We start from the raw sequence: 19,025 nt of genomic DNA on the forward strand, positions 1-19,025 counted from the left end.
TGTTGATGGAAGCATTATACTACATTGGGACATTTTCCTTTGTGGTATATTAGGACATTATCATAAATGGTTCATATAATGTTTATAAAATATGAAAAAAGTGCTTGACAATTCATTGCCTGTATGCTATTTTAAATAAAAATTCGATTCAACGAACTAAACCGATGAAGCGGGAATAAAAACAATCGTGCACCCACAGAGAGTCCGGGAGGCTGAGAGCCGGGCGGTAAGGCAGTTTGTTAAATGGGCCGCTGAGGGCGCATGGAAAGGCAGAACAAATGCAGAGAATTGCAGACATATCTGATTGAAGCATGAAAGTAGATTCTGCAGAAGCCAAGTATTATGCGACGTAGGACATACGTCAGTTGTCAGGAATATGATGGTATTCCGTTAAGAGCACGATTTTATCGTGAAGCAAGGTGGCACCGCGGGTGAATATTCAGACCCGTCCTTGACAGATATGGAAATTCTGTCCTGGACGGGTTTTTTGTGTACTAGAAAATTACTCCGTAATGTTCCTGTTACACCTAAAAACGCTCTGCGAGGATGCGGCGCGTGCACTGTTCAGGAAATAAATCGGGAGGTGTTCTATGTATCCAACATTTGATAAGATCAGGGAAATGGCAGCAGGAGATTACAAAAGAATTCCAATCTGCAAAGAGTTATACGCAGACAGCTACACACCAGTAGAGATGATGCGGATTCTGCAAAAGGCAAGTCATCACTGCTATCTGCTGGAAAGCGCCAGCCAGAGCGAAGCGTGGGGCAGGTATTCTTTTCTGGGATATGACCCTTCCATGGAAATCACCTGTACAGACGGAATCCTGCGAATTCGAAAAACCAGTAAGACGGAAACTTTTGGTAGAAGCGGCAATGCTGCAGAAAGCAGTACAGAAAGCAGTACAGAAGAGGTTCGACAGGTTGCCCATCCAGGCGATGCCATCCGTGAAATCATCAGTCAGTACAAAAGTCCGGTTATGGACGATATGCCCACATTTACCGGCGGTCTGGTAGGTTACTTCTCCTACGATTACATCAAATACAGTGAGCCCAAGCTGGAACTAAAAGATAAGGAACAGCAGGATTTCCGGGATCTGGATCTGATGCTGTTTAATGATGTGATCGCATTCGACCACTACCGTCAGAAGGTTCTTCTTATTACAGGTGTGATGACAGATGATCTGGAAAAGTCCTATAAACAGGCCTGTGAAAAACTGGAAGAAATGACAGAGCTGATCAAAAAGGGTGAGAAAAAAATCTTTCCTCCGATCAGGCTTAAATCTGAAATCCAGCCTCAGTTCGCTAAAGAAAAATATTGCCAGATGGTGGAAACGGCGAAGCATTATATCCACGAGGGCGATATTTTCCAGGTGGTTTTGTCAAACCCCATGAGGGCAAAAGCAGAGGGCAGCCTGTTTGATACTTACCGTGTTCTGAGAGCTACCAACCCATCCCCCTACATGTTCTATTTTTCCAGTGATGACATTGAAATCGCAGGTGCCTCCCCGGAGACACTGGTGAAATTAGATCATGGCAAGTTAAGCACTTTCCCACTGGCAGGAACAAGGCCGCGAGGAAAAACACCGGAAGAGGACAAAGCACTGGAAGCGGATCTTCTTCAGGATGAAAAAGAGCTTGCCGAGCACAACATGCTTGTGGATCTGGGAAGAAACGATATTGGAAAAATCAGTGAGCTTGGCAGCGTAAAAGTAGAAAAATATCTGACTGTGGAACGTTATTCCTGTGTCATGCACCTGGGCTCCACAGTAACAGGAACCATCAAAAAGGGTAAAGATGCCATAGACGCGGTGGATGCCATCTTACCTGCAGGAACCCTTTCAGGGGCACCGAAATTCCGTGCCTGCCAGATCATTCAGGAACTGGAACAAAGCAAGAGAGGCATTTACGGCGGTGCAATCGGATATGTGGATTTCACAGGAAATCTGGATGTGTGCATTGCAATCCGTCTGGTATATAAGAAAAAAGATGAAATCTGTATCCGGTCGGGAGCCGGAATCGTGGCAGACAGCGTACCGGAAAAAGAATTTGAAGAGTGCCAGAATAAGGCAAGAGCGGTGGTAAGGGCCATCAGCCAGGCAGAGGAGGGATTAGAATGATTTTACTGATTGATAATTACGACAGCTTTTCCTATAACCTGTATCAGCTGATCGGGTCCGTTAATCCGGATATTCAGGTGGTTCGAAATGACGAAATTTCCCTGGGAGAAATAGAGAAGTTGATACCAGAAGCAATTGTTCTTTCCCCGGGTCCTGGAAGACCGGAGGAGGCAGGCATCTGTATTCCGGTGATCAAAGAGTTCGCTGGAAAAATCCCAATTCTGGGTGTGTGTCTGGGACATCAGAGCATCTGCGAAGCCTTTGGCGGAGTGGTTTCCTATGCAAAAGAACTGAAGCATGGGAAAAGAGATGAGATGATCCAGTGCGGTTCCAATGTCCTGTTTAAAGGACTTCCGGAAAAGTTCCCGGCAGCAAGATATCATTCCCTGGCAGCAATAGAAGAGACTCTTCCGGAGGAGCTGGTTGTGACAGCCAGAGCAGAAGATGGAGAAATCATGGCAGTGGAGCATAAGGAATATCCGGTTTACGGTGTGCAGTTTCATCCGGAGTCTGTTATGACTCCCGATGGAAGGAAGATGATTGAGAATTTTCTAGAGCGTGTTTGAAAAAGGCTTTCTGCAAGATGTGCGTCACAATTTGTGGGAGATTTTGTCCGGATGAGGGAGCCGTAGCGGGCTACGGAAACCGAATTCGGGCAAAATATACCGCAAAGTGGGGCGTGCAGATTGCGGGAATGATTTTTCAAACACGCTCTGGAAGCGCAAGTCAGATTTGACAATTTATAAAGGACAACATCAGAGAGGAGCAGAAAAAATGATCAGAGAAAGTATTATCAAATTATCGAAGAAAAAGAACTTAACCTATCAGGAAGCAGAAGAGGTAATGGACGAGATTATGAGCGGAAAAGCTACTCCGGTACAGATGTCCGCTTACCTGACTGCTCTGGCGCTGAAAGGGGAAACCATTGATGAGATTACCGCTTCCGCGGCAGGCATGAGAGCACACTGCATCAAGCTGCTTCATGACATGGATGTACTGGAAATCGTAGGTACTGGTGGAGACGGCTCCAATTCCTTTAACATTTCCACCACTGCCTCCCTTGTGATCGCAGCAGGAGGTGTACCGGTAGCAAAGCATGGAAACAGAGCTGCTTCTTCAAAATCCGGAGCCGCAGATGTGCTGGAGGCTCTGGGCGTTAAGATCACAATTCCACCGGAAAAAAGCCAGGAGCTTTTGGAAAAAATCGGAATCTGCTTTCTGTTTGCACAGAACTATCACATTGCAATGAAGTATGTGGCTCCAATCCGTAAAGAGCTGGGAATCCGTACTGTATTTAATATTCTTGGACCGTTAAGCAACCCGGCTGGCGCCAATATGGAGCTGATGGGTGTTTATGATGAAGCCCTTGTTGAGCCTCTTGCGCAGGTCATGGCAAATCTTGGAGTAATAAGAGGAATGGTTGTCTTCGGACAGGACAGTCTGGATGAAATTTCCATGAGTGCACCGACTTCTGTATGCGAGATCAAAGATGGCAAATTTACATCCTATGTACTCACTCCGGAGCAGTTTGGCTATGAGCGCTGCACAAAAGAGGAGCTTCAGGGAGGAACCCCGCAGGAGAACGCCGAAATCACAAAAGCAATTCTGGAAAGCAAAGAGACAGGTGCGAAACGTCATGCAGTTTGCCTGAATGCCGGTGCTGCACTTTATATTGCAGGCAAAGCAGCTTCCATTGAAGCAGGTGTGAAGATGGCAGAGCAGCTGATCGACAGCGGGGCTGCCCTGAAGAAACTGGAAGAATTTATACAAAAGAGTAACCAGGAGTGAAAAATAAACACAAATAATAACAAAAATAACAATAATCACATCACAAAACAAAATAGCACTGAAAAAAATAACAATATAACTCATTTGGATAAAGATGACGACAAGAGAGAATGACATCACAGAGAGTTTTACAGGAGATAGAATGAGTATTTTAAACGAGATAGCAGCGCGCACAAAAGAGCGTATTGCGGAGGAAAAATTTAAAGTCCCATTAAGGGAACTTATCTCACAGCAGAATTCCAATCTGGCGAAACATGCCGAGGAAAAAATCTCTTTTCTGGAGGCATTAAAAAAGCCGGGAATGTCTTACATCTGTGAAGTAAAAAAAGCGTCTCCGTCAAAAGGATTGATCGCACCAGATTTTCCTTATCTGGACATTGCAAAGGAATATGAGCAGGCCGGTGCTTCTGCAATCTCCTGTCTCACAGAGCCCTTTTATTTCCAGGGCGCAGACAGGTATTTGCAGGAAATTTCCCAGGCAGTGAATATTCCGGTGCTTCGAAAGGATTTTACAGTAGATGAGTACATGATCTACCAGGCAAAAGCATTTGGGGCTTCCGCTGTACTTCTGATTTGTGCGATTCTTGATAACAGCCAGTTAAAAGCCTTTGGGGAACTGGCACAGGAGCTGGGGCTGGATGCTCTGGTAGAAGCTCATGATCAGTGGGAAGTGGACCGTGCTTTGAATCTTGGAGCAAAAATCGTGGGAGTGAACAACCGGAATCTCCATGATTTTACCGTTGATATGGGAAACAGTATCAGACTGCGGAACATGGCACCTGCTGATACGGTGTTTGTTTCCGAAAGTGGTATTAAGACAGCGGAGGATATCCGTATATTATATGAAAACAAAGTAGATGCAGTCCTGATCGGGGAGACCTTAATGCGCAGCCCTGACAAGAAAGCGGCACTTGGGGCATTAAATGCAGGGATTGTCTGAGCTGACTCATGGTGATAAGTGATATTCCATGCACGTCCCACTTTGCGGTATATTTCACCCGAATTCGGTTGCCGTAGCCAACTACGGCGTCCTCATCCGGGCAAAATCTCCCACAAATTGTGACGCACATCTTGCAGAAAGCCTTTTTCAAACACGCTCTGGCAATCTAAGATGTACAATGTGCTGATAAAATAGTTGGAAAATAAAAAATTAAAGAAAAGGAATGAAACAGTATGGCAAAATTAAAAATTTGCGGTCTGACCTGCAAAGAGGATATTGAAGCTGTAAATGGAGCAAAACCGGATTTTGCGGGATTCATAATTGAAGTTCCAGGAAGAAGACGAAGCCTTACGGCAGAACAGGTCAAAGTCCTGGTTAAGGGACTGGACAAGGAAATCCTTCCCGTAGGTGTATTCGTAAACGCTGCCCCGGAACTCCCCATTTCCTTATTAAGAGATGGCACCCTATGGGCAGCCCAGCTTCACGGGGATGAAGACGAAGACTATATCGAAAAAATCCAGAATATGACTGGAAAGCCTGTCATCAAGGCCTTTTCCATAAAAACACCCGAAGATGTACAGCGGGCCCTTCGAAGCCCTGCCGACTACATCCTCTTAGACCAGGGCGCAGGAGGAACCGGCGAACCTTTCGACTGGACCCTGGTTCCCCCAGTCCGTCGCCCATTCTTCCTTGCCGGAGGAATCGGTCCCGAAAACCTCCGCAGCGCCATCGGAACCTTACACCCATGGGCTGTAGACCTGAGCAGCAGCCTGGAAACCGATGGAAGAAAAGACCGGGCGAAAATACAGCAGATTGCCCGTATGCTGAAGCAGATTAATACACTGGAAGCATACAGAAAAGAGCGAGAAGCAGATTTAGAGTGAAAAAAGTAATTCATATACAAAACAGCGAAACGAAAGGAACCAACACTATGTCAAACGGAAGATTTGGAATCTACGGCGGCCAGTATATTCCCGAAACCCTGATGAACGCGGTGATCGAACTGGAAGAAGCCTACAACCACTATAAAGACGATCCGGAATTCAACCGGGAGCTTACAGAACTTTTAAATGAATACGCAGGAAGACCATCCCGCCTCTACTACGCAGCTCACATGACCGAAGACCTTGGCGGCGCAAAGGTTTATTTAAAAAGAGAAGACTTAAACCACACCGGCGCCCACAAGATCAACAACGTCTTAGGTCAGGTGCTTCTTGCAAAAAAAATGGGCAAAACCCGTGTTATCGCGGAAACCGGAGCCGGACAGCACGGTGTAGCCACAGCCACAGCAGCAGCCCTTATGGGAATGGAATGCGAGGTATTCATGGGAAAAGAAGATACCGAGCGCCAGGCATTAAATGTATATAAGATGCGTCTCCTTGGAGCAAAAGTTCATCCTGTAACCTCCGGAACTGCCACCCTGAAAGATGCCGTATCCGAGACCATGCGTGAATGGACCAACCGTATAGCAGATACCCATTATGTACTGGGCTCCGTTATGGGCCCTCACCCTTTCCCAACCATTGTCCGCGATTTCCAGGCAGTTATCTCCAAAGAAATCAAGGAACAGATGCTGGAAAAAGAAGGCAGGCTTCCAGATGCAGTCCTTGCCTGTGTAGGCGGCGGCTCCAATGCCATCGGAACCTTTTACCACTTTATTGAAGACAAAGATGTACAGCTGATCGGCTGCGAGGCAGCAGGCCGCGGCGTAAATACTGCAGAGACCGCAGCCACCATTGCCACTGGCAGACTTGGAATCTTCCATGGAATGAAATCCTATTTCTGCCAGGACGAGTACGGACAGATCGCGCCGGTTTACTCTATTTCCGCAGGACTGGATTATCCGGGAATCGGACCGGAGCATGCCCACCTTTACGACACTGGCCGTGCCCAGTATGTACCTGTAACAGATGAAGAAGCAGTAGAAGCCTTTGAATATCTTTCCAAAACAGAAGGAATCATTCCTGCCATTGAAAGCGCCCACGCTGTTGCCTATGCAAGAAAAATCGTGCCGCAGATGGGCAAGGATCAGTGCGTAGTTATCACTATTTCCGGCCGGGGCGACAAAGACTGTGCAGCAATCGCAAGATACAGAGGGGAGGATATCCATGAGTAACCGAATTTCAGAAGCATTTGCAAAAGGAAAAGCATTTATCCCATTTATCACCTGCGGAGATCCATCTCTGGAGATCACCGAGCAGCTTGTCTATGCAATGGAGGAAGCAGGTGCAGACCTTATTGAGCTTGGAATCCCGTTTTCCGACCCGACAGCAGAAGGTCCTGTGATCCAGGAAGCCAATGTGCGTGCACTGAGCGGCGGAGTAACCACAGACAAGATCTTTGACATGGTGGTAAAAATCCGTAAAAAAACCAGTATCCCAATGGTATTTATGACTTACGCAAACGTTGTTTTTTCCTATGGAACAGAGCGTTTCATCAGGAAAGCAGCAGAAATCGGAATGGATGGACTGATTCTTCCTGATGTACCTTTTGAGGAAAAAGAGGAGTTCGATGTGGTCTGCAAACAGTATGGTCTGGAGCTGATTTCCCTGATCGCCCCCACATCCCACGACCGGATCACCCGGATTGCAAAAGAGGCAAATGGCTTCGTATACTGCGTTTCCTCCCTTGGCGTAACCGGAACCAGAACCCGGATCACCACTGATATCGGAGCGATGGTGAAGCTGGTAAAAGATGCAAAGGACATTCCATGTGCAGTGGGCTTCGGCATCTCCACCCCGGAGCAGGCAAAGAAAATGGCTGCCCAGTCCGACGGTGCGATTGTAGGCTCCGCCATTGTGAAAATTTGTGCCGCACATGGAGAAAACTGCGTCCCATATGTAAAGGACTATGTAAAGTCCATGAAGGACGCTGTGCGTGAGGTTTAAGTAGGCAGAATATAAAAAATGGAAAAGAAATGCTTCAGTTTTTCCAAAAATAAGCAGAACAGACCAAAAAAATTTAGCTTGTTTTAATTCTAAAAAGACTATAAAAGAGGGCAAAAGCGTTGACATTTTGCCCTCTTTTTTTTATAGTATCATATGTGAATTAATTTTATGTGTAAAATAAATGGTAATGAAAAAGAGGAATGAAGTTGGAGAAAAAACTGGTATTTATTTTTAATCCCAAAGCAGGGAAGGGCAAGATCAAGACATCTCTGATGGATATAGTAGATATCTTTAATAAAGGCGGTTATGAGGTGATCATCCGCGCAACTCAGGCCCCGAAGGATGCCTATGAACAGGTGAAGAAATATGCAGACAAGGTGGATCTGATCGTCTGCAGCGGCGGTGACGGCACGCTGGATGAAGTGGTTACAGGAATTACCGAGGTGGGAAGCAAGGTTCCGGTCGGATACATACCGGCAGGAAGCACCAATGACTTTGCCAACAGCCTTTTCATGCCGAAGAATATGCTGGATGCGGCATCTATGATCATGAAGGAAGAGATTTACAGATGCGACGTAGGCAGATTCAACAGCCAGACCTTTGCTTATGTAGCTGCTTTTGGTCTTTTTACAGATGTGTCTTATGAGACAAGTCAGGACCTGAAGAACATTCTGGGCCATCTTGCTTATGTCCTGGAAGGTGCCAAGAGACTTCTGGATATCAAGGCTTACCATATGAAAGTGACAACAGAGACTGGTGTGATCGAAGATAACTTTATCTACGGTATGGTCACCAATTCCAGATCTGTGGGCGGATTTAAGAACTTGACCAAAGATGTGGATATGAACGACGGCCTTTTTGAGGTCACTTTGATTGTACAGCCTAAGAACCCGCTGGAAATGCAGGAGATTGTCCGGAATCTTCTCAACATGGAGGATAATTCTGACCTGATTTATTCTTTCAAGGCACGGAAGCTTACAGTTGAAGCAGAGGAAGAAGTAGCATGGACACTGGATGGTGAGTACGGCGGAAGCCCAAGGCTGGTAGAGATTGAGAATCTGCAGCAGGCGCTGAATCTTTGCCTGAAGAGCGACAAGTAAACAGGGTGAGACCGGCTGGTATCACCAGAGAGAATTTTTGCGCGTTTTTTGCCTTGCACCTGTGAAAGCATTGAGTGCTTACATGTGAAAAAATAAGAACCAGTAATGTGTGATGAATCGTTGTTTATGGAGAGAAGGTACCGCAGATAAATGGCAGCCTGGGGAAATAAGCAGCGAGATGAACGAGAGGAGAGGAACAATGGGAGATTATGTTAATGTGAAGGAATTATTCGGATGTGATGTATTCAATGATTCCGTCATGCAGGACCGTCTGCCGAAGAAGGTTTACAAAGAGCTGAAGAAAACCATTGAAGAGGGCAAGGAGCTTTCCATGGAGGTTGCAGATGTGGTTGCCCACGAGATGAAGGAATGGGCCATCGAGAAGGGTGCCACTCATTACAGTCACTGGTTTCAGCCCCTTACAGGCGTAACTGCAGAGAAGCACGATGCATTTATCACCGCACCTATGGAGAATGGAAAAGTCCTTCAGAGCTTTTCTGGTAAAGAGCTGATCAAGGGAGAGCCGGATGCATCTTCTTTTCCATCTGGCGGACTTCGTGCCACCTTTGAGGCAAGAGGCTATACAACATGGGATTGTACCTCACCGGCTTTTGTAAGACATGATGCAGCAGGTGGAACCTTATGCATTCCTACCGCTTTCTGTTCCTATACAGGAGAAGCGCTGGATCAGAAGACACCGCTTCTTCGTTCTATGGAAGCCATCAATACACAGGCATTAAGACTTCTCAGACTTTTCGGAAATACGACCTCCAAACGGGTGACACCATCTGTTGGTGCAGAGCAGGAGTATTTCCTTGTTGATAAAGAGAAATATATGCAGAGAAAGGATCTGGTTTACACCGGACGCACTCTTTTTGGAGCCATGCCTCCGAAAGGACAGGAGATGGATGACCATTATTTCGGAACCATCCGTCAGAGAGTTTCCGCATATATGAAAGAAGTAAATGAAGAGTGCTGGAAGCTGGGAGTTACAGCCAAGACCCAGCACAATGAGGTTGCACCGGCACAGCATGAGCTTGCGCCGATCTATGCACCTGTTAATATTGCAGCAGATCACAACCAGATCATGATGCGTATCCTGAAAAAGGTGGCAAGCCGTCACGGCATGCGCTGTCTGCTTCACGAGAAACCTTTTGCAGGCTTGAATGGTTCCGGTAAGCACAATAACTGGTCCCTGACTACTGATGACGGAATTAATCTTCTGGAGCCGGGTAAGACACCACATGAGAACATTCAGTTCCTTCTGGTTCTGACCTGTATCCTGAAAGCAGTTGACAAGCATGCAGATCTTCTTCGTGAGTCCGCTGCAGATGTTGGAAATGACCAGCGCCTTGGCGGTCATGAGGCTCCGCCAGCTGTTATTTCGGTTTTCCTTGGAGAGCAGCTTGAGGATGTGCTGGAGCAGCTGATCAGCACTGGTACTGCTACAAGAAGTAAGACCGGGGAGAAAATGGATACAGGCGTTAAGACGCTTCCGGATTTCATGAAGGATGCTACAGACCGTAACCGTACTTCACCCTTTGCTTTTACCGGCAATAAATTCGAGTTCCGTATGGTTGGTTCCAAGGATTCCATTTCCGCATGCAATGTGGTGCTGAATACCATTACTGCTGAGGCGTTTAAGGAAGCCTGCAATGTTCTGGAGAGCGCAGAAGACTTTGATCTGGCAGTCCATGATCTGATCAAGGAATATGCTACCCAGCATCAGAGAATCGTATTTAACGGCAATGGCTACGCTCCTGAATGGGAAAAAGAGGCACGCCGCCGCGGACTTCCTGTTCTGACATCTATGGTAGATGCCATTCCGGCACTTACTACAGATAAGGCTGTAGAACTGTTTGGAGAATTTGGAGTATTTACAAAGACTGAGCTGGAGTCCAGAGCGGAGATCCAGTATGAGATTTATGCGAAAGCAATTAACATCGAAGCGAAAACCATGGTGGACATGGCAACCAAGCAGATCATTCCAGCAGTTATCAAGTATACAACTGTACTGGCAGAGTCCATCAATCAGGTGAAGGCAGTTGGACCAATTGACGTGAGCGTTCAGATGGATCTTCTGAAGAAAGCAAGCAAGCTTCTGAAAGAAGTGAACAGTACCATGAATAAGCTGAGCAAGCTGGTAGATCAGATCGAGACGCATCCGGAAGGACGTGACAGAGCAGTGTTCTGCAGAGAGAAACTGGTTCCGGCAATGGAGAAATTAAGAGAGCCGGTTGACGAACTGGAAATGTTAGTGGATAAAGATATGTGGCCGATGCCATCTTATGGAGATCTGGTGTTTGAGCCGTAAAGTGATCAGGAGGACTGCAGCCGCAGTCCTCTTTTCTATTAAAGAGGTAAAGTGAAAGCAGGAAAAATAAAGAGGTAAAGTGAAAGCAGGAATAAGATGAGTGAATTTGATTTTTTAGAGGAACAGGGTGTCAGTGCGGCGCTTATTAAGGCGGCGGAAGAGTTTCGACAGGAATATGGCGTTTCAGAGGAAGCGAAGCATAGACGGATAAAGCCGGCGCTGCCATTTTATGGGAAGGAAACATTGGAGATGGCCATGGCAGCGGTGCTGGAGCAGGAGAATCTGCTTCTGGCAGGACCGAAGGCTACGGGAAAGAATGTGCTGGCAGAGAATCTGGCATATATTTTCGGGAGACCGGTGTATAACGTGTCCTTCCATGTGAATACAAACAGCGGTGACCTGATTGGAACAGATACTTTCGTGGATAATCAGGTGAAGCTGCGTAAGGGAAGCATTTACCAGTGCGCAGAGGAAGGCGGATTCGGTATTCTGGATGAGATCAATATGGCGAAGAATGATGCGGTTTCTGTACTTCATGCCACATTGGATTACCGCCGGTCCATTGATGTGCCAGGATATGACAAAATAGATCTTCACCCGGCGGCAAGATTTATTGGAACCATGAATTACGGGTATGCCGGAACAAAGGAGCTGAATGAGGCTCTGGTTTCCCGTTTCCTGGTGATCGACATGCCGGCGCAGAATGAGGAAACGCTTGGTTTTATTTTCAACAGGATGTTCCCTGATGCAAAGAAAGAGGCTGTGGAGCAGTTTATGGGAGTATTTCTGGATCTGCAGCAGAAATCCATGAACAGTGAGATTTCCACAAAGCCACTGGATCTTCGCGGCCTGCTTGCTGCCATGAAGATCGTGCGTACCGGGCTTTCCCCATGGCAGGCGGTACGCATGGGCATTGTTAATAAAACATTTGATGTGTTTGAGAAGGAAATCGTGGAGGATGTGGTGCGAACCAGAATTCCACAGGGCTGGACACGGGAAGATGTTTATGGAGAATAAAGAAAACGAATCTTTAAAAATTTCTGCCAAATTGGTTGATCTTGAAGATGCAGAGGAATTTTTGAAGAAATCAGCTATTGGGAAAGAAAAAATTAAAATTGCAGCTGGGGATAAGAAATCAGAAAAAGTTTCAATGGAAGTACCTGTAGCGGAGAAAAGCGAAAATTTTCAGGCAAGAGAGGATAACTGTGAAGAACTGAATCTCCAGGATTATCAATTAGAGCTGGAAAACCGTATCCGAAATCTGCTCTGGACCATCAGTGGGGACTACACCCAGCAGATGAAGCCGGATGTTTCCCTGTTCCTCAGGTCAAAGGATATTGCATTGTATGATGGAATTAAGCAGGGCGCATTGGCGAAATTCTTCGATAAAGATTTTCTGGGAATGTATCTGGTGAAGAAAATCTTCATGGGCGCGGATGAAGCTGCGCTTACCTTTGTTTCGCAGCTCTGTATTGAAGAAGCCATCGGAGAACGGATCTGTGAACAGCGCCCTGGGATCTGGGAGATGCAGAGGAAAGCCTGCGAGGACATACTGGATCAGGAATATGAGACTATGCCGTCGGCAGCAGATAAGCTGGGCTATCTGAGAGTGAACCTGCTGAGAAGGCGGATTGACAGAGGTGGAAATACTTCTTTGAAAAAGAAGAATCTGCAGGATGATTCCAGAAGTGAGGAAAAATCGGCGGATAGTGTGGAAAATACGGATGTATCCAATGGAATAATAACAGGAAATGCGGATGTATCGAATGGGAGAATAGCAGGAAATGCAGATGCATCAAACAAAACTATAACAAATATAACAGAAAACAAACAAAAAAATAGAAAATACAAAGGAATCTATCACTATATTGATTTAATCTCCAGCGCAGCAGAGACTACGGATACAATGTCTTTAATCCACATCATAGATACTGTATACAATGAAGTCGCTGACCCTGATTTTTCCAAAAAGGCAACACTTGAGCAGGTGCTTGCTGTCACTATGGAGGATCTGACGGAGTTTGACTGGCACGACTATCTTTCCGAAGAAATGTATGAGGACGCACTGGAAAGCTATATGGAGCAGCTTACCTCCAATGTGGCGGGTATGGAGAATGCGGATGTCACCCGGGAGATGGAAGAGGAACGGCAGTCGAAACAGAAAATTACAGTTCTGCCGCCGGAGGCTTTGGAAAAAGCCCACACCTATGTGGAACTGAATTTTGGAAAAACTTATCTGAGCGAGCTGGAAGAGAAGCGGATAAACCAGCTGATGTGCCGTGACATCCACAGCGACTGCAGCCTGTATTTTACTGAGGGAATTCTGAAAAGTCCGGTAAAACGAAATTACCAGTATGAATATGCAAAAAGGTTGAAAAATAAGAATATCTGGCTTTATCATGACAAGCACCGCATTGTGAAGCGGAATATCGCCCTTCTCACAGAAATGCTGAAAAAGTCACTGGTCATCAAAAGTGAAAATCAGGAGATTCTTTCAGATAGAGGAATGATTGTTCCATCAAGGCTGTGGAGGCTTGGAAGAAGCAGTGATGCACAGGTTTTTAGGCGGGAATTGAAGGGAGATTCTTCTGATTTTGTGGTAGATGTGCTGATTGATGCCAGTGGTTCCCAGATGAGCCGCCAGGGAGAGGTAGCGCTGCAGGCCTACATTATCAGCGAAGCACTTAGCAATGCAGAGTTGCCCCACAGAGTGATGAGCTACTGCACTTTCTGGGATTATACCATTCTCCACCGTTTCAGAGAATATGACGACCCAAGAAGTGCAAATGAAAATATATTTAACTATGTAACATCATCCAACAACCGTGACGGACTTGCCATCCGGGCAGCAGGATACGGTCTGCTGAACCGGGAGGAAGAGAAAAAGATTCTGATCATTCTCAGTGATGGACGTCCTTACGATGTTATTGTCAATCGTCCCAATGCAAAAAATCCGGCACCGTATCATGGGAAGTACGCAATTACCGACACTGCAGCCCAGATCCGTAAGCTGCGCAGCCAGGGAGTGAGCGTGCTGGGTGTTTTCGCTGGGGAAGAGAAAGATCTGGCGACGGAGAAGAAGATTTTTGGAAAGGATTTTGCATATATCCGAAATATTACCGGATTTTCCAAAATCGTTGGAAGATATCTTACAAAGCAATTGGAGGATGATGAATAAGAAAGCAGAATACGGAGGTAACGCCATGTTCCAAAATAACAAAAAAGCTGCCTTCCTGGACTACCTGATGATCATTGTGGGTACAGCCCTTATGGCAACTGCCATAAACAGTGTTTTCGATATGTCCGGTATGGTAACCGGAGGCTTTTCCGGTATTGCGATCCTGGTAAAAGAGTGGACGGAGGGAGTCGTGCCGGGAGGCATCCCGCTGTGGATCACAAACTTAAGTCTGAATATCCCACTGTTTCTGATCGGAATGAAGCTCAGTGGATTCCAGTTTGTGAAAAGGGCACTGGTGGGAGAAATCTGCCTGTCATTCTGGCTGGCGGTTCTTCCGGCATTTGATATTGCAGGAAATGATCTTTTGCTGGCAGCCGTTTATGGTGGTGTAATCCAGGGGATTGGAATCGGACTTGTGTTTCTTGGAAGAGGAACTACCGGGGGCACAGACATGATGGCGGCACTGCTGCAGCGGAAGCTACGCCATTACTCCATTGCCCAGATTATGCAGTTTATTGACGGAGCCATCGTACTTGTAGGTATGTATGTGTTCGGTGTGCAGAAAGCACTTTATGCCATCATCGCCGTTTATCTTGTAACAAAGGTATCTGACAGCTTGATCGAAGGTCTGAAATTTTCAAAACAGGCGTATATCATTACCAGCAAGCCTGACGAGATTTCCAAAGAAATCATGGACAAACTGGATCGCGGCGTGACCGGAGTCCACGGAAAGGGAATGTACTCCGGCCAGGACAAGCTGCTTCTTTACTGCGTTGTGGGACGCAAGGAGATCGTGGCATTGAAAGAGCTGGTAGACCATATTGACCCGGCTGCTTTTGTGATCGTGTCTGACGTGCGTGAAGTCCATGGTGAGGGATTTATTGAACGTAAGTAAAAAGAAAAACTTTACCAAAGCCTTCTGCGCACCGCAAAAAAAGGGGAAAATAGGGCTTGAAATTGGAGTGATATAGAAAAAGTTAAAAAAATTTGCTGGAAATTTGTAAATTTTTTCTACTTTCCTCTTCCTTTTTTGGTGATTTTGTATTAAAATAGGTTCATGAATTTTTGGAATCAGTAGATTTTCCTAAGACTGTCTGAGGTTTTGTGCAATATTACAGATTTGAGACCGCGAATTTTGGCACTAATGGACAGCGATTCATGCCGGTTATACCGGCGAACATATAATGTTACTGCTCTCTTTGACAATGTTTTCACTATCTTGGAATACATTGACAGCTGTGAGACCAGTAGCCCTATAATTTACAAGAAGGGACGGAAGGGTAATGATATCAAATCAGGTACTGCAGAATACACTTGAGGGGCTCAGGGAGATATCCAGGACGGAGTTTTGCATTATTGACACAGATGGCAAGACACTGGCGTCCACCTACAGTGAATTTGAGATTCAGCCACAGGATATTCAGGCATTTGTGGAATCCCAGGCTGCCAGCCAGCTTGTGAAAGGTTATCAGTATTTCAAGGTCTGTGATGATTACCAGCTGGAATACATTCTGGTCGCCCACGGAGAAGATGAAGATACTTATATGGTAGGAAAGCTTGCCGCTTTCCAGATCCAGAGCCTGATCGTTGCATATAAGGAGCGTTTTGACAAGGACAGCTTCATTAAGAACCTGCTTCTTGATAACCTGCTTCTGGTAGATATTTATAATCGTGCGAAGAAGCTTCATATTGATGCTGATGTTCGACGGGTGGTTATGATCCTGGAGCTTGAGCAGGAGAGAGAGCACAGCTCCATGGAGAGCGTGAAGAGTCTGTTTGGCGGCAAGAGCAAGGACTTTATCACAGCTGTTGATGAGAAGAGTATTATCATTGTCAAGGAGCTTGAGGAGAATGAAGGATACGAGGAGATGGACAAGCTTGCCCAGACCATCCTTGATACCTTAGGACTTGAGAAAGAGAATACTACACATATTGCATACGGAACTATCGTAAGCGAGCTGAAGGAAGTTTCCCGTTCCTACAAGGAAGCCAGAATGGCTCTTGATGTAGGCAAGATTTTCTCACCTGAGAAGGATGTTATTGCTTACAGCTCTCTTGGAATTGGTCGTCTGATCTATCAGCTTCCGATCCCGCTGTGCAAGATGTTTATTAAGGAGATCTTCGGCGGCAAGTCCCCGGATGATTTTGACGAGGAGACTCTGGTCACCATCGACAAGTTCTTCGAGAACAGCCTGAATGTATCCGAGACCTCCAGACAGCTTTACATTCACCGTAATACTCTGGTTTATCGTCTGGACAAGCTTCAGAAGAGCACCGGACTTGACCTTCGTGTATTCGAGGATGCGATCACATTCAAGATTGCGTTGATGGTTGTAAGATACATGAAGTATATGGAGACTCTGGAGTATTAATTTTCATATCTGTAATTTCTGTGCCTGCTGCATTTGTTTGTGGCAGGCATATTTTATCTCTTGTGATTTATCAGTATGAGAACTCTGAACGTGGTATTTGGAAATATTTCTGGATCTGCTTTGTGTTTCCTTTGTGAAATCTATTGCGTTCTTAGTTTTCTCTGTTATAATAAAGTACTGCCTGAAAATGAAGCTGGAAAGATGGCATGTTACTGTGTATGGAAGAAGATATGATAACGATAGAACGGTAATGGTTACTGTTCACTGGTAACATTCCGCGAGGCGTTTTTTGTGAACGAAGTTCACAGTAACCAGTAACCGGTAATGCTTATGCTTTCGGGAAAAATAAGGTTGCATTTTCATCAGACATATATTACAATAATGTTACATAAAAATTAAGCAAACTGCTGAATTGAATTTTTATATGAAAAATGTAGGAGGATATCATGATTGATCTGATAGATGTAAGCAAGTCCTATGGACCGGGACTGCCGGCCGTGAATCACGCCAATCTCCATGTAGATAAAGGTGAATTCGTATTTATAGTAGGAAACAGCGGTTCTGGTAAATCCACGCTGATCAAGCTGCTTTTGAAGGAACTGGATTCCACATCCGGTACGATTATCGTAAGCGGAGAGAAGCTTGAGGGGATGAAGCACCGCCGTGTGGCCAAATACCGCCGTAAGCTTGGTGTTGTATTCCAGGACTTCCGTCTTCTGAAGGACAGGGATGTGTATGAGAATGTAGCTTTTGCCCAGCGTGTTGTGAACCGTCCTACCAGAGTTATCCGCAAGAGAGTTCCGGAGGTACTTCAGGAAGTTGGACTTGCAGGGAAATACAAGGCGTACCCGGACGAGCTGTCAGGTGGAGAGCAGCAGAGAGTTGCCCTTGCCAGGGCGATTGTAAACCGTCCGGACATCCTTCTTGCAGACGAGCCAACTGGTAATCTTGACCCGAAGACATCCGAGGAGATTATGAAGCTCCTTGAGGAGATCAACCAGCGTGGAACCACCGTTCTGGTAGTAACTCACAATAAAGAGATTGTCAATTCCATGAAGAAGCGTGTACTGACCATGCATAATGGAGTGATCATCAGCGACGAGAAAGAGGGAGAATATTATGAGGCCTAGTACCATCTGGTATACTCTGAAGCAGGGTATCAAGAACATCAAGAGAAATTTCATGTTTTCCATTGCTTCTATTATTACGATGGCAGCATGTATTTTTCTTTTCGGAATTTTCTTTTCCATTGTAAATAATGTGAATACGCTGGCGCATAAGGTTGAGGAAGATGTGCCGATCACAGTGCTTTTTAATGAAGGAACCACACAGGAGCAGATGGATGCAGTTGGAGAACTGATCAGGCAGCGCCCGGAGGTTTCCAAGATTGAATTTGAGTCCGGTGATGAAGCCTGGGAGAAGATGAAGCAGGAATATTTCGGTGATGACTCTGAGGCAGCAGACGGTTTCAAGGATGATAACCCGCTGGCAAACTCATCCAACTACCGTGTGTACATGAACAACATTGAGAAACAGTCTGAGCTGGTTGCCTACATCAAGACACTGGATAATGTACGAGAGGTCAATCAGTCTGAACAGGCTGCCAAGACTCTTGGTTCCATTAACCGTATTGTTTCCTATGTATCTGTGGCTGTGATCGTGATCCTGCTGCTGATCGCTATTTTCCTGATCAGTAATACCATTTCCGTTGGTATTACAGTTCGTAAGGACGAAATCGGAATTATGAAATATATTGGTGCTACCGATAGTTTTGTACGTGCACCGTTCCTTCTGGAGGGTATGATCCTGGGACTGATCGGTGCAGGAATCCCACTAATCATTTTGTATTTCTGTTACAATAATGTGGTAACCTATGTATATACCAAGTTCAGCGTACTTCTGGGTGTTGTAGATTTCATTCCGGTTGGACAGATCTACCAGACCCTGGTTCCGGTGGCGCTGGCTCTGGGAATTGGAATTGGTCTTGTGGGAAGCTTTATTACTACAAGAAAACACTTGAAGGTGTGAGAGTTCTGTTTTACAATAAGGGCGGTTGTTCGCATTCCGCCAGAATATGAGAAGAGGATATGGGGGCTGCTGGAGAGATCTGGCAGTCCTTTTGTATAAAAACAAGTAAGGTGTTTCAAGGCGGACGCATTGGGGCAAATGATATTCCACGCAAGTCGGTGCAACGCTCCGGTGAGCTAGCTGGAAACTGGATGAAACTTGTATGGTGAGGAGTGATAATATATGGCAGATAAACAATTTATGAAGGGGGCTGTAACTGGTGTGCTTTGCGCATCCCTGGTGCTGGGCGGGGGATATGTG

16 protein-coding genes and 3 pseudogenes are annotated in these 19,025 nt (G+C 45.9%); 17 read left to right on the top strand and 2 right to left on the bottom strand.

The window, feature by feature from the left end; genetic code table 11:
- The first annotated feature begins 590 nt into the window (after nucleotides 1–590).
- Together trpE and AB5642_RS17265 are read left to right on the top strand one after the other, a co-directional pair.
- Nucleotides 591–2,117: an anthranilate synthase component I gene (trpE, locus tag AB5642_RS17260; RefSeq protein ID WP_173719752.1), complete on the top strand. Its 1,527-nt coding sequence runs from the start codon at nucleotides 591–593 to the stop codon at nucleotides 2,115–2,117.
- Nucleotides 2,114–2,683: an aminodeoxychorismate/anthranilate synthase component II gene (locus tag AB5642_RS17265; protein ID WP_173719753.1), complete on the top strand. Its 570-nt coding sequence runs from the start codon at nucleotides 2,114–2,116 to the stop codon at nucleotides 2,681–2,683. Before trpE ends, AB5642_RS17265 begins: the two co-directional genes overlap by 4 nt.
- Here AB5642_RS17265 and AB5642_RS17270 read toward each other — a convergent pair.
- Nucleotides 2,617–2,763 (bottom strand): annotated as a pseudogene (locus AB5642_RS17270) (DUF6783 domain-containing protein); the annotation flags it as partial. The gene AB5642_RS17265 and the pseudogene AB5642_RS17270 sit on opposite strands and share 67 nt — an antisense overlap.
- Between AB5642_RS17270 and AB5642_RS17275 the strand changes: the two are divergent.
- The 3 genes and pseudogenes from AB5642_RS17275 to trpC form a co-directional block, all read left to right on the top strand.
- Nucleotides 2,701–2,853 carry a DUF6783 domain-containing protein gene (locus AB5642_RS17275; RefSeq protein WP_306467785.1) on the top strand — a complete coding sequence of 51 codons (153 nt, stop codon included), beginning with the start codon at nucleotides 2,701–2,703 and terminating at the stop codon, nucleotides 2,851–2,853. The pseudogene AB5642_RS17270 and the gene AB5642_RS17275 sit on opposite strands and share 63 nt — an antisense overlap.
- Before the next feature lie 38 nt (nucleotides 2,854–2,891).
- Complete coding sequence (gene trpD, locus AB5642_RS17280; protein WP_173718790.1) at nucleotides 2,892–3,905, top strand: anthranilate phosphoribosyltransferase; 1,014 nt, start codon at nucleotides 2,892–2,894, stop codon at nucleotides 3,903–3,905.
- A gap of 142 nt (nucleotides 3,906–4,047) precedes the next feature.
- Nucleotides 4,048–4,830 (top strand): annotated as a pseudogene (trpC, locus tag AB5642_RS17285) (indole-3-glycerol phosphate synthase TrpC); the annotation flags it as partial.
- On the opposite strand, the gene AB5642_RS17290 reads toward trpC, so the two are convergent.
- Nucleotides 4,718–4,975 (bottom strand): DUF6783 domain-containing protein, encoded by a 258-nt coding sequence (locus AB5642_RS17290; RefSeq protein ID WP_368366579.1) that lies wholly within the window; start codon nucleotides 4,973–4,975, stop codon nucleotides 4,718–4,720. The pseudogene trpC and the gene AB5642_RS17290 overlap by 113 nt on opposite strands.
- Between AB5642_RS17290 and AB5642_RS17295 the strand changes: the two are divergent.
- From AB5642_RS17295 to ftsX, 12 genes and pseudogenes are all read left to right on the top strand, one after another.
- Nucleotides 4,931–5,032: pseudogene (locus AB5642_RS17295) on the top strand (DUF6783 domain-containing protein); the annotation flags it as partial. The gene AB5642_RS17290 and the pseudogene AB5642_RS17295 sit on opposite strands and share 45 nt — an antisense overlap.
- Before the next feature lie 46 nt (nucleotides 5,033–5,078).
- Nucleotides 5,079–5,729 carry a phosphoribosylanthranilate isomerase gene (locus AB5642_RS17300; RefSeq protein WP_173718792.1) on the top strand — a complete coding sequence of 217 codons (651 nt, stop codon included), beginning with the start codon at nucleotides 5,079–5,081 and terminating at the stop codon, nucleotides 5,727–5,729.
- 47 nt (nucleotides 5,730–5,776) lie between these two features.
- On the top strand, nucleotides 5,777–6,961 hold the full coding sequence (gene trpB, locus AB5642_RS17305; protein ID WP_173718834.1) for a tryptophan synthase subunit beta: 1,185 nt from the start codon (nucleotides 5,777–5,779) through the stop codon (nucleotides 6,959–6,961).
- Complete coding sequence (trpA, locus tag AB5642_RS17310) at nucleotides 6,954–7,733, top strand: tryptophan synthase subunit alpha (RefSeq protein WP_173718793.1); 780 nt, start codon at nucleotides 6,954–6,956, stop codon at nucleotides 7,731–7,733. Before trpB ends, trpA begins: the two co-directional genes overlap by 8 nt.
- A gap of 206 nt (nucleotides 7,734–7,939) precedes the next feature.
- On the top strand, nucleotides 7,940–8,833 hold the full coding sequence (locus AB5642_RS17315; RefSeq protein WP_173718794.1) for a diacylglycerol kinase family protein: 894 nt from the start codon (nucleotides 7,940–7,942) through the stop codon (nucleotides 8,831–8,833).
- Nucleotides 8,834–9,032: 199 nt separating this feature from the next.
- A complete protein-coding gene (locus AB5642_RS17320) occupies nucleotides 9,033–11,147 on the top strand; it encodes a glutamine synthetase III (RefSeq protein ID WP_173718795.1) in 2,115 nt (704 codons plus the stop codon).
- A gap of 96 nt (nucleotides 11,148–11,243) precedes the next feature.
- Complete coding sequence (locus AB5642_RS17325; protein WP_118578362.1) at nucleotides 11,244–12,164, top strand: AAA family ATPase; 921 nt, start codon at nucleotides 11,244–11,246, stop codon at nucleotides 12,162–12,164.
- Nucleotides 12,154–14,325 (top strand): nitric oxide reductase activation protein, encoded by a 2,172-nt coding sequence (locus tag AB5642_RS17330; RefSeq protein WP_243872660.1) that lies wholly within the window; start codon nucleotides 12,154–12,156, stop codon nucleotides 14,323–14,325. The genes AB5642_RS17325 and AB5642_RS17330 overlap by 11 nt, the downstream gene beginning before the upstream one ends.
- Nucleotides 14,315–15,220 (top strand): YitT family protein, encoded by a 906-nt coding sequence (locus AB5642_RS17335; RefSeq protein WP_368371777.1) that lies wholly within the window; start codon nucleotides 14,315–14,317, stop codon nucleotides 15,218–15,220. The genes AB5642_RS17330 and AB5642_RS17335 overlap by 11 nt, the downstream gene beginning before the upstream one ends.
- A 388-nt stretch (nucleotides 15,221–15,608) precedes the next feature.
- A complete protein-coding gene (locus AB5642_RS17340) occupies nucleotides 15,609–16,697 on the top strand; it encodes a CdaR family transcriptional regulator (protein WP_173716296.1) in 1,089 nt (362 codons plus the stop codon).
- Between the two features lie 446 nt (nucleotides 16,698–17,143).
- Entirely contained in the window at nucleotides 17,144–17,827 is a 684-nt protein-coding gene (gene ftsE / locus AB5642_RS17345; RefSeq protein ID WP_118578359.1) for a cell division ATP-binding protein FtsE, read from the top strand.
- Nucleotides 17,817–18,725, top strand: a complete 909-nt coding sequence (gene ftsX / locus AB5642_RS17350) for a permease-like cell division protein FtsX (protein WP_148463242.1) — start codon at nucleotides 17,817–17,819, stop codon at nucleotides 18,723–18,725. Before ftsE ends, ftsX begins: the two co-directional genes overlap by 11 nt.
- Nucleotides 18,726–19,025 lie beyond the last annotated feature (300 nt).

Source organism: Ruminococcus sp. 1001136sp1_2201st1_G3_2201SCRN_220225 (genome assembly GCF_040924365.1).
GTDB classification, from domain to species: Bacteria; Bacillota; Clostridia; order Lachnospirales; family Lachnospiraceae; genus Blautia_A; species Blautia_A faecis.

Excerpts from the sequence above, each read along its gene's own strand:
- trpE (WP_173719752.1), top strand. The coding sequence starts at position 591 with ATGTATCCAACATTTGATAAGATCAGGGAAATGGCAGCAGGAGATTAC.
- AB5642_RS17265 (WP_173719753.1), top strand. The coding sequence starts at position 2,114 with ATGATTTTACTGATTGATAATTACGACAGCTTTTCCTATAACCTGTAT.
- AB5642_RS17275 (WP_306467785.1), top strand. The coding sequence starts at position 2,701 with ATGTGCGTCACAATTTGTGGGAGATTTTGTCCGGATGAGGGAGCCGTA.
- trpD (WP_173718790.1), top strand. The coding sequence starts at position 2,892 with ATGATCAGAGAAAGTATTATCAAATTATCGAAGAAAAAGAACTTAACC.
- AB5642_RS17290 (WP_368366579.1), bottom strand. The coding sequence starts at position 4,975 with ATGTGCGTCACAATTTGTGGGAGATTTTGCCCGGATGAGGACGCCGTA.
- AB5642_RS17300 (WP_173718792.1), top strand. The coding sequence starts at position 5,079 with ATGGCAAAATTAAAAATTTGCGGTCTGACCTGCAAAGAGGATATTGAA.
- trpB (WP_173718834.1), top strand. The coding sequence starts at position 5,777 with ATGTCAAACGGAAGATTTGGAATCTACGGCGGCCAGTATATTCCCGAA.
- trpA (WP_173718793.1), top strand. The coding sequence starts at position 6,954 with ATGAGTAACCGAATTTCAGAAGCATTTGCAAAAGGAAAAGCATTTATC.
- AB5642_RS17320 (WP_173718795.1), top strand. The coding sequence starts at position 9,033 with ATGGGAGATTATGTTAATGTGAAGGAATTATTCGGATGTGATGTATTC.
- AB5642_RS17325 (WP_118578362.1), top strand. The coding sequence starts at position 11,244 with ATGAGTGAATTTGATTTTTTAGAGGAACAGGGTGTCAGTGCGGCGCTT.
- AB5642_RS17330 (WP_243872660.1), top strand. The coding sequence starts at position 12,154 with ATGGAGAATAAAGAAAACGAATCTTTAAAAATTTCTGCCAAATTGGTT.
- AB5642_RS17335 (WP_368371777.1), top strand. The coding sequence starts at position 14,315 with ATGATGAATAAGAAAGCAGAATACGGAGGTAACGCCATGTTCCAAAAT.
- AB5642_RS17340 (WP_173716296.1), top strand. The coding sequence starts at position 15,609 with ATGATATCAAATCAGGTACTGCAGAATACACTTGAGGGGCTCAGGGAG.
- ftsE (WP_118578359.1), top strand. The coding sequence starts at position 17,144 with ATGATTGATCTGATAGATGTAAGCAAGTCCTATGGACCGGGACTGCCG.
- ftsX (WP_148463242.1), top strand. The coding sequence starts at position 17,817 with ATGAGGCCTAGTACCATCTGGTATACTCTGAAGCAGGGTATCAAGAAC.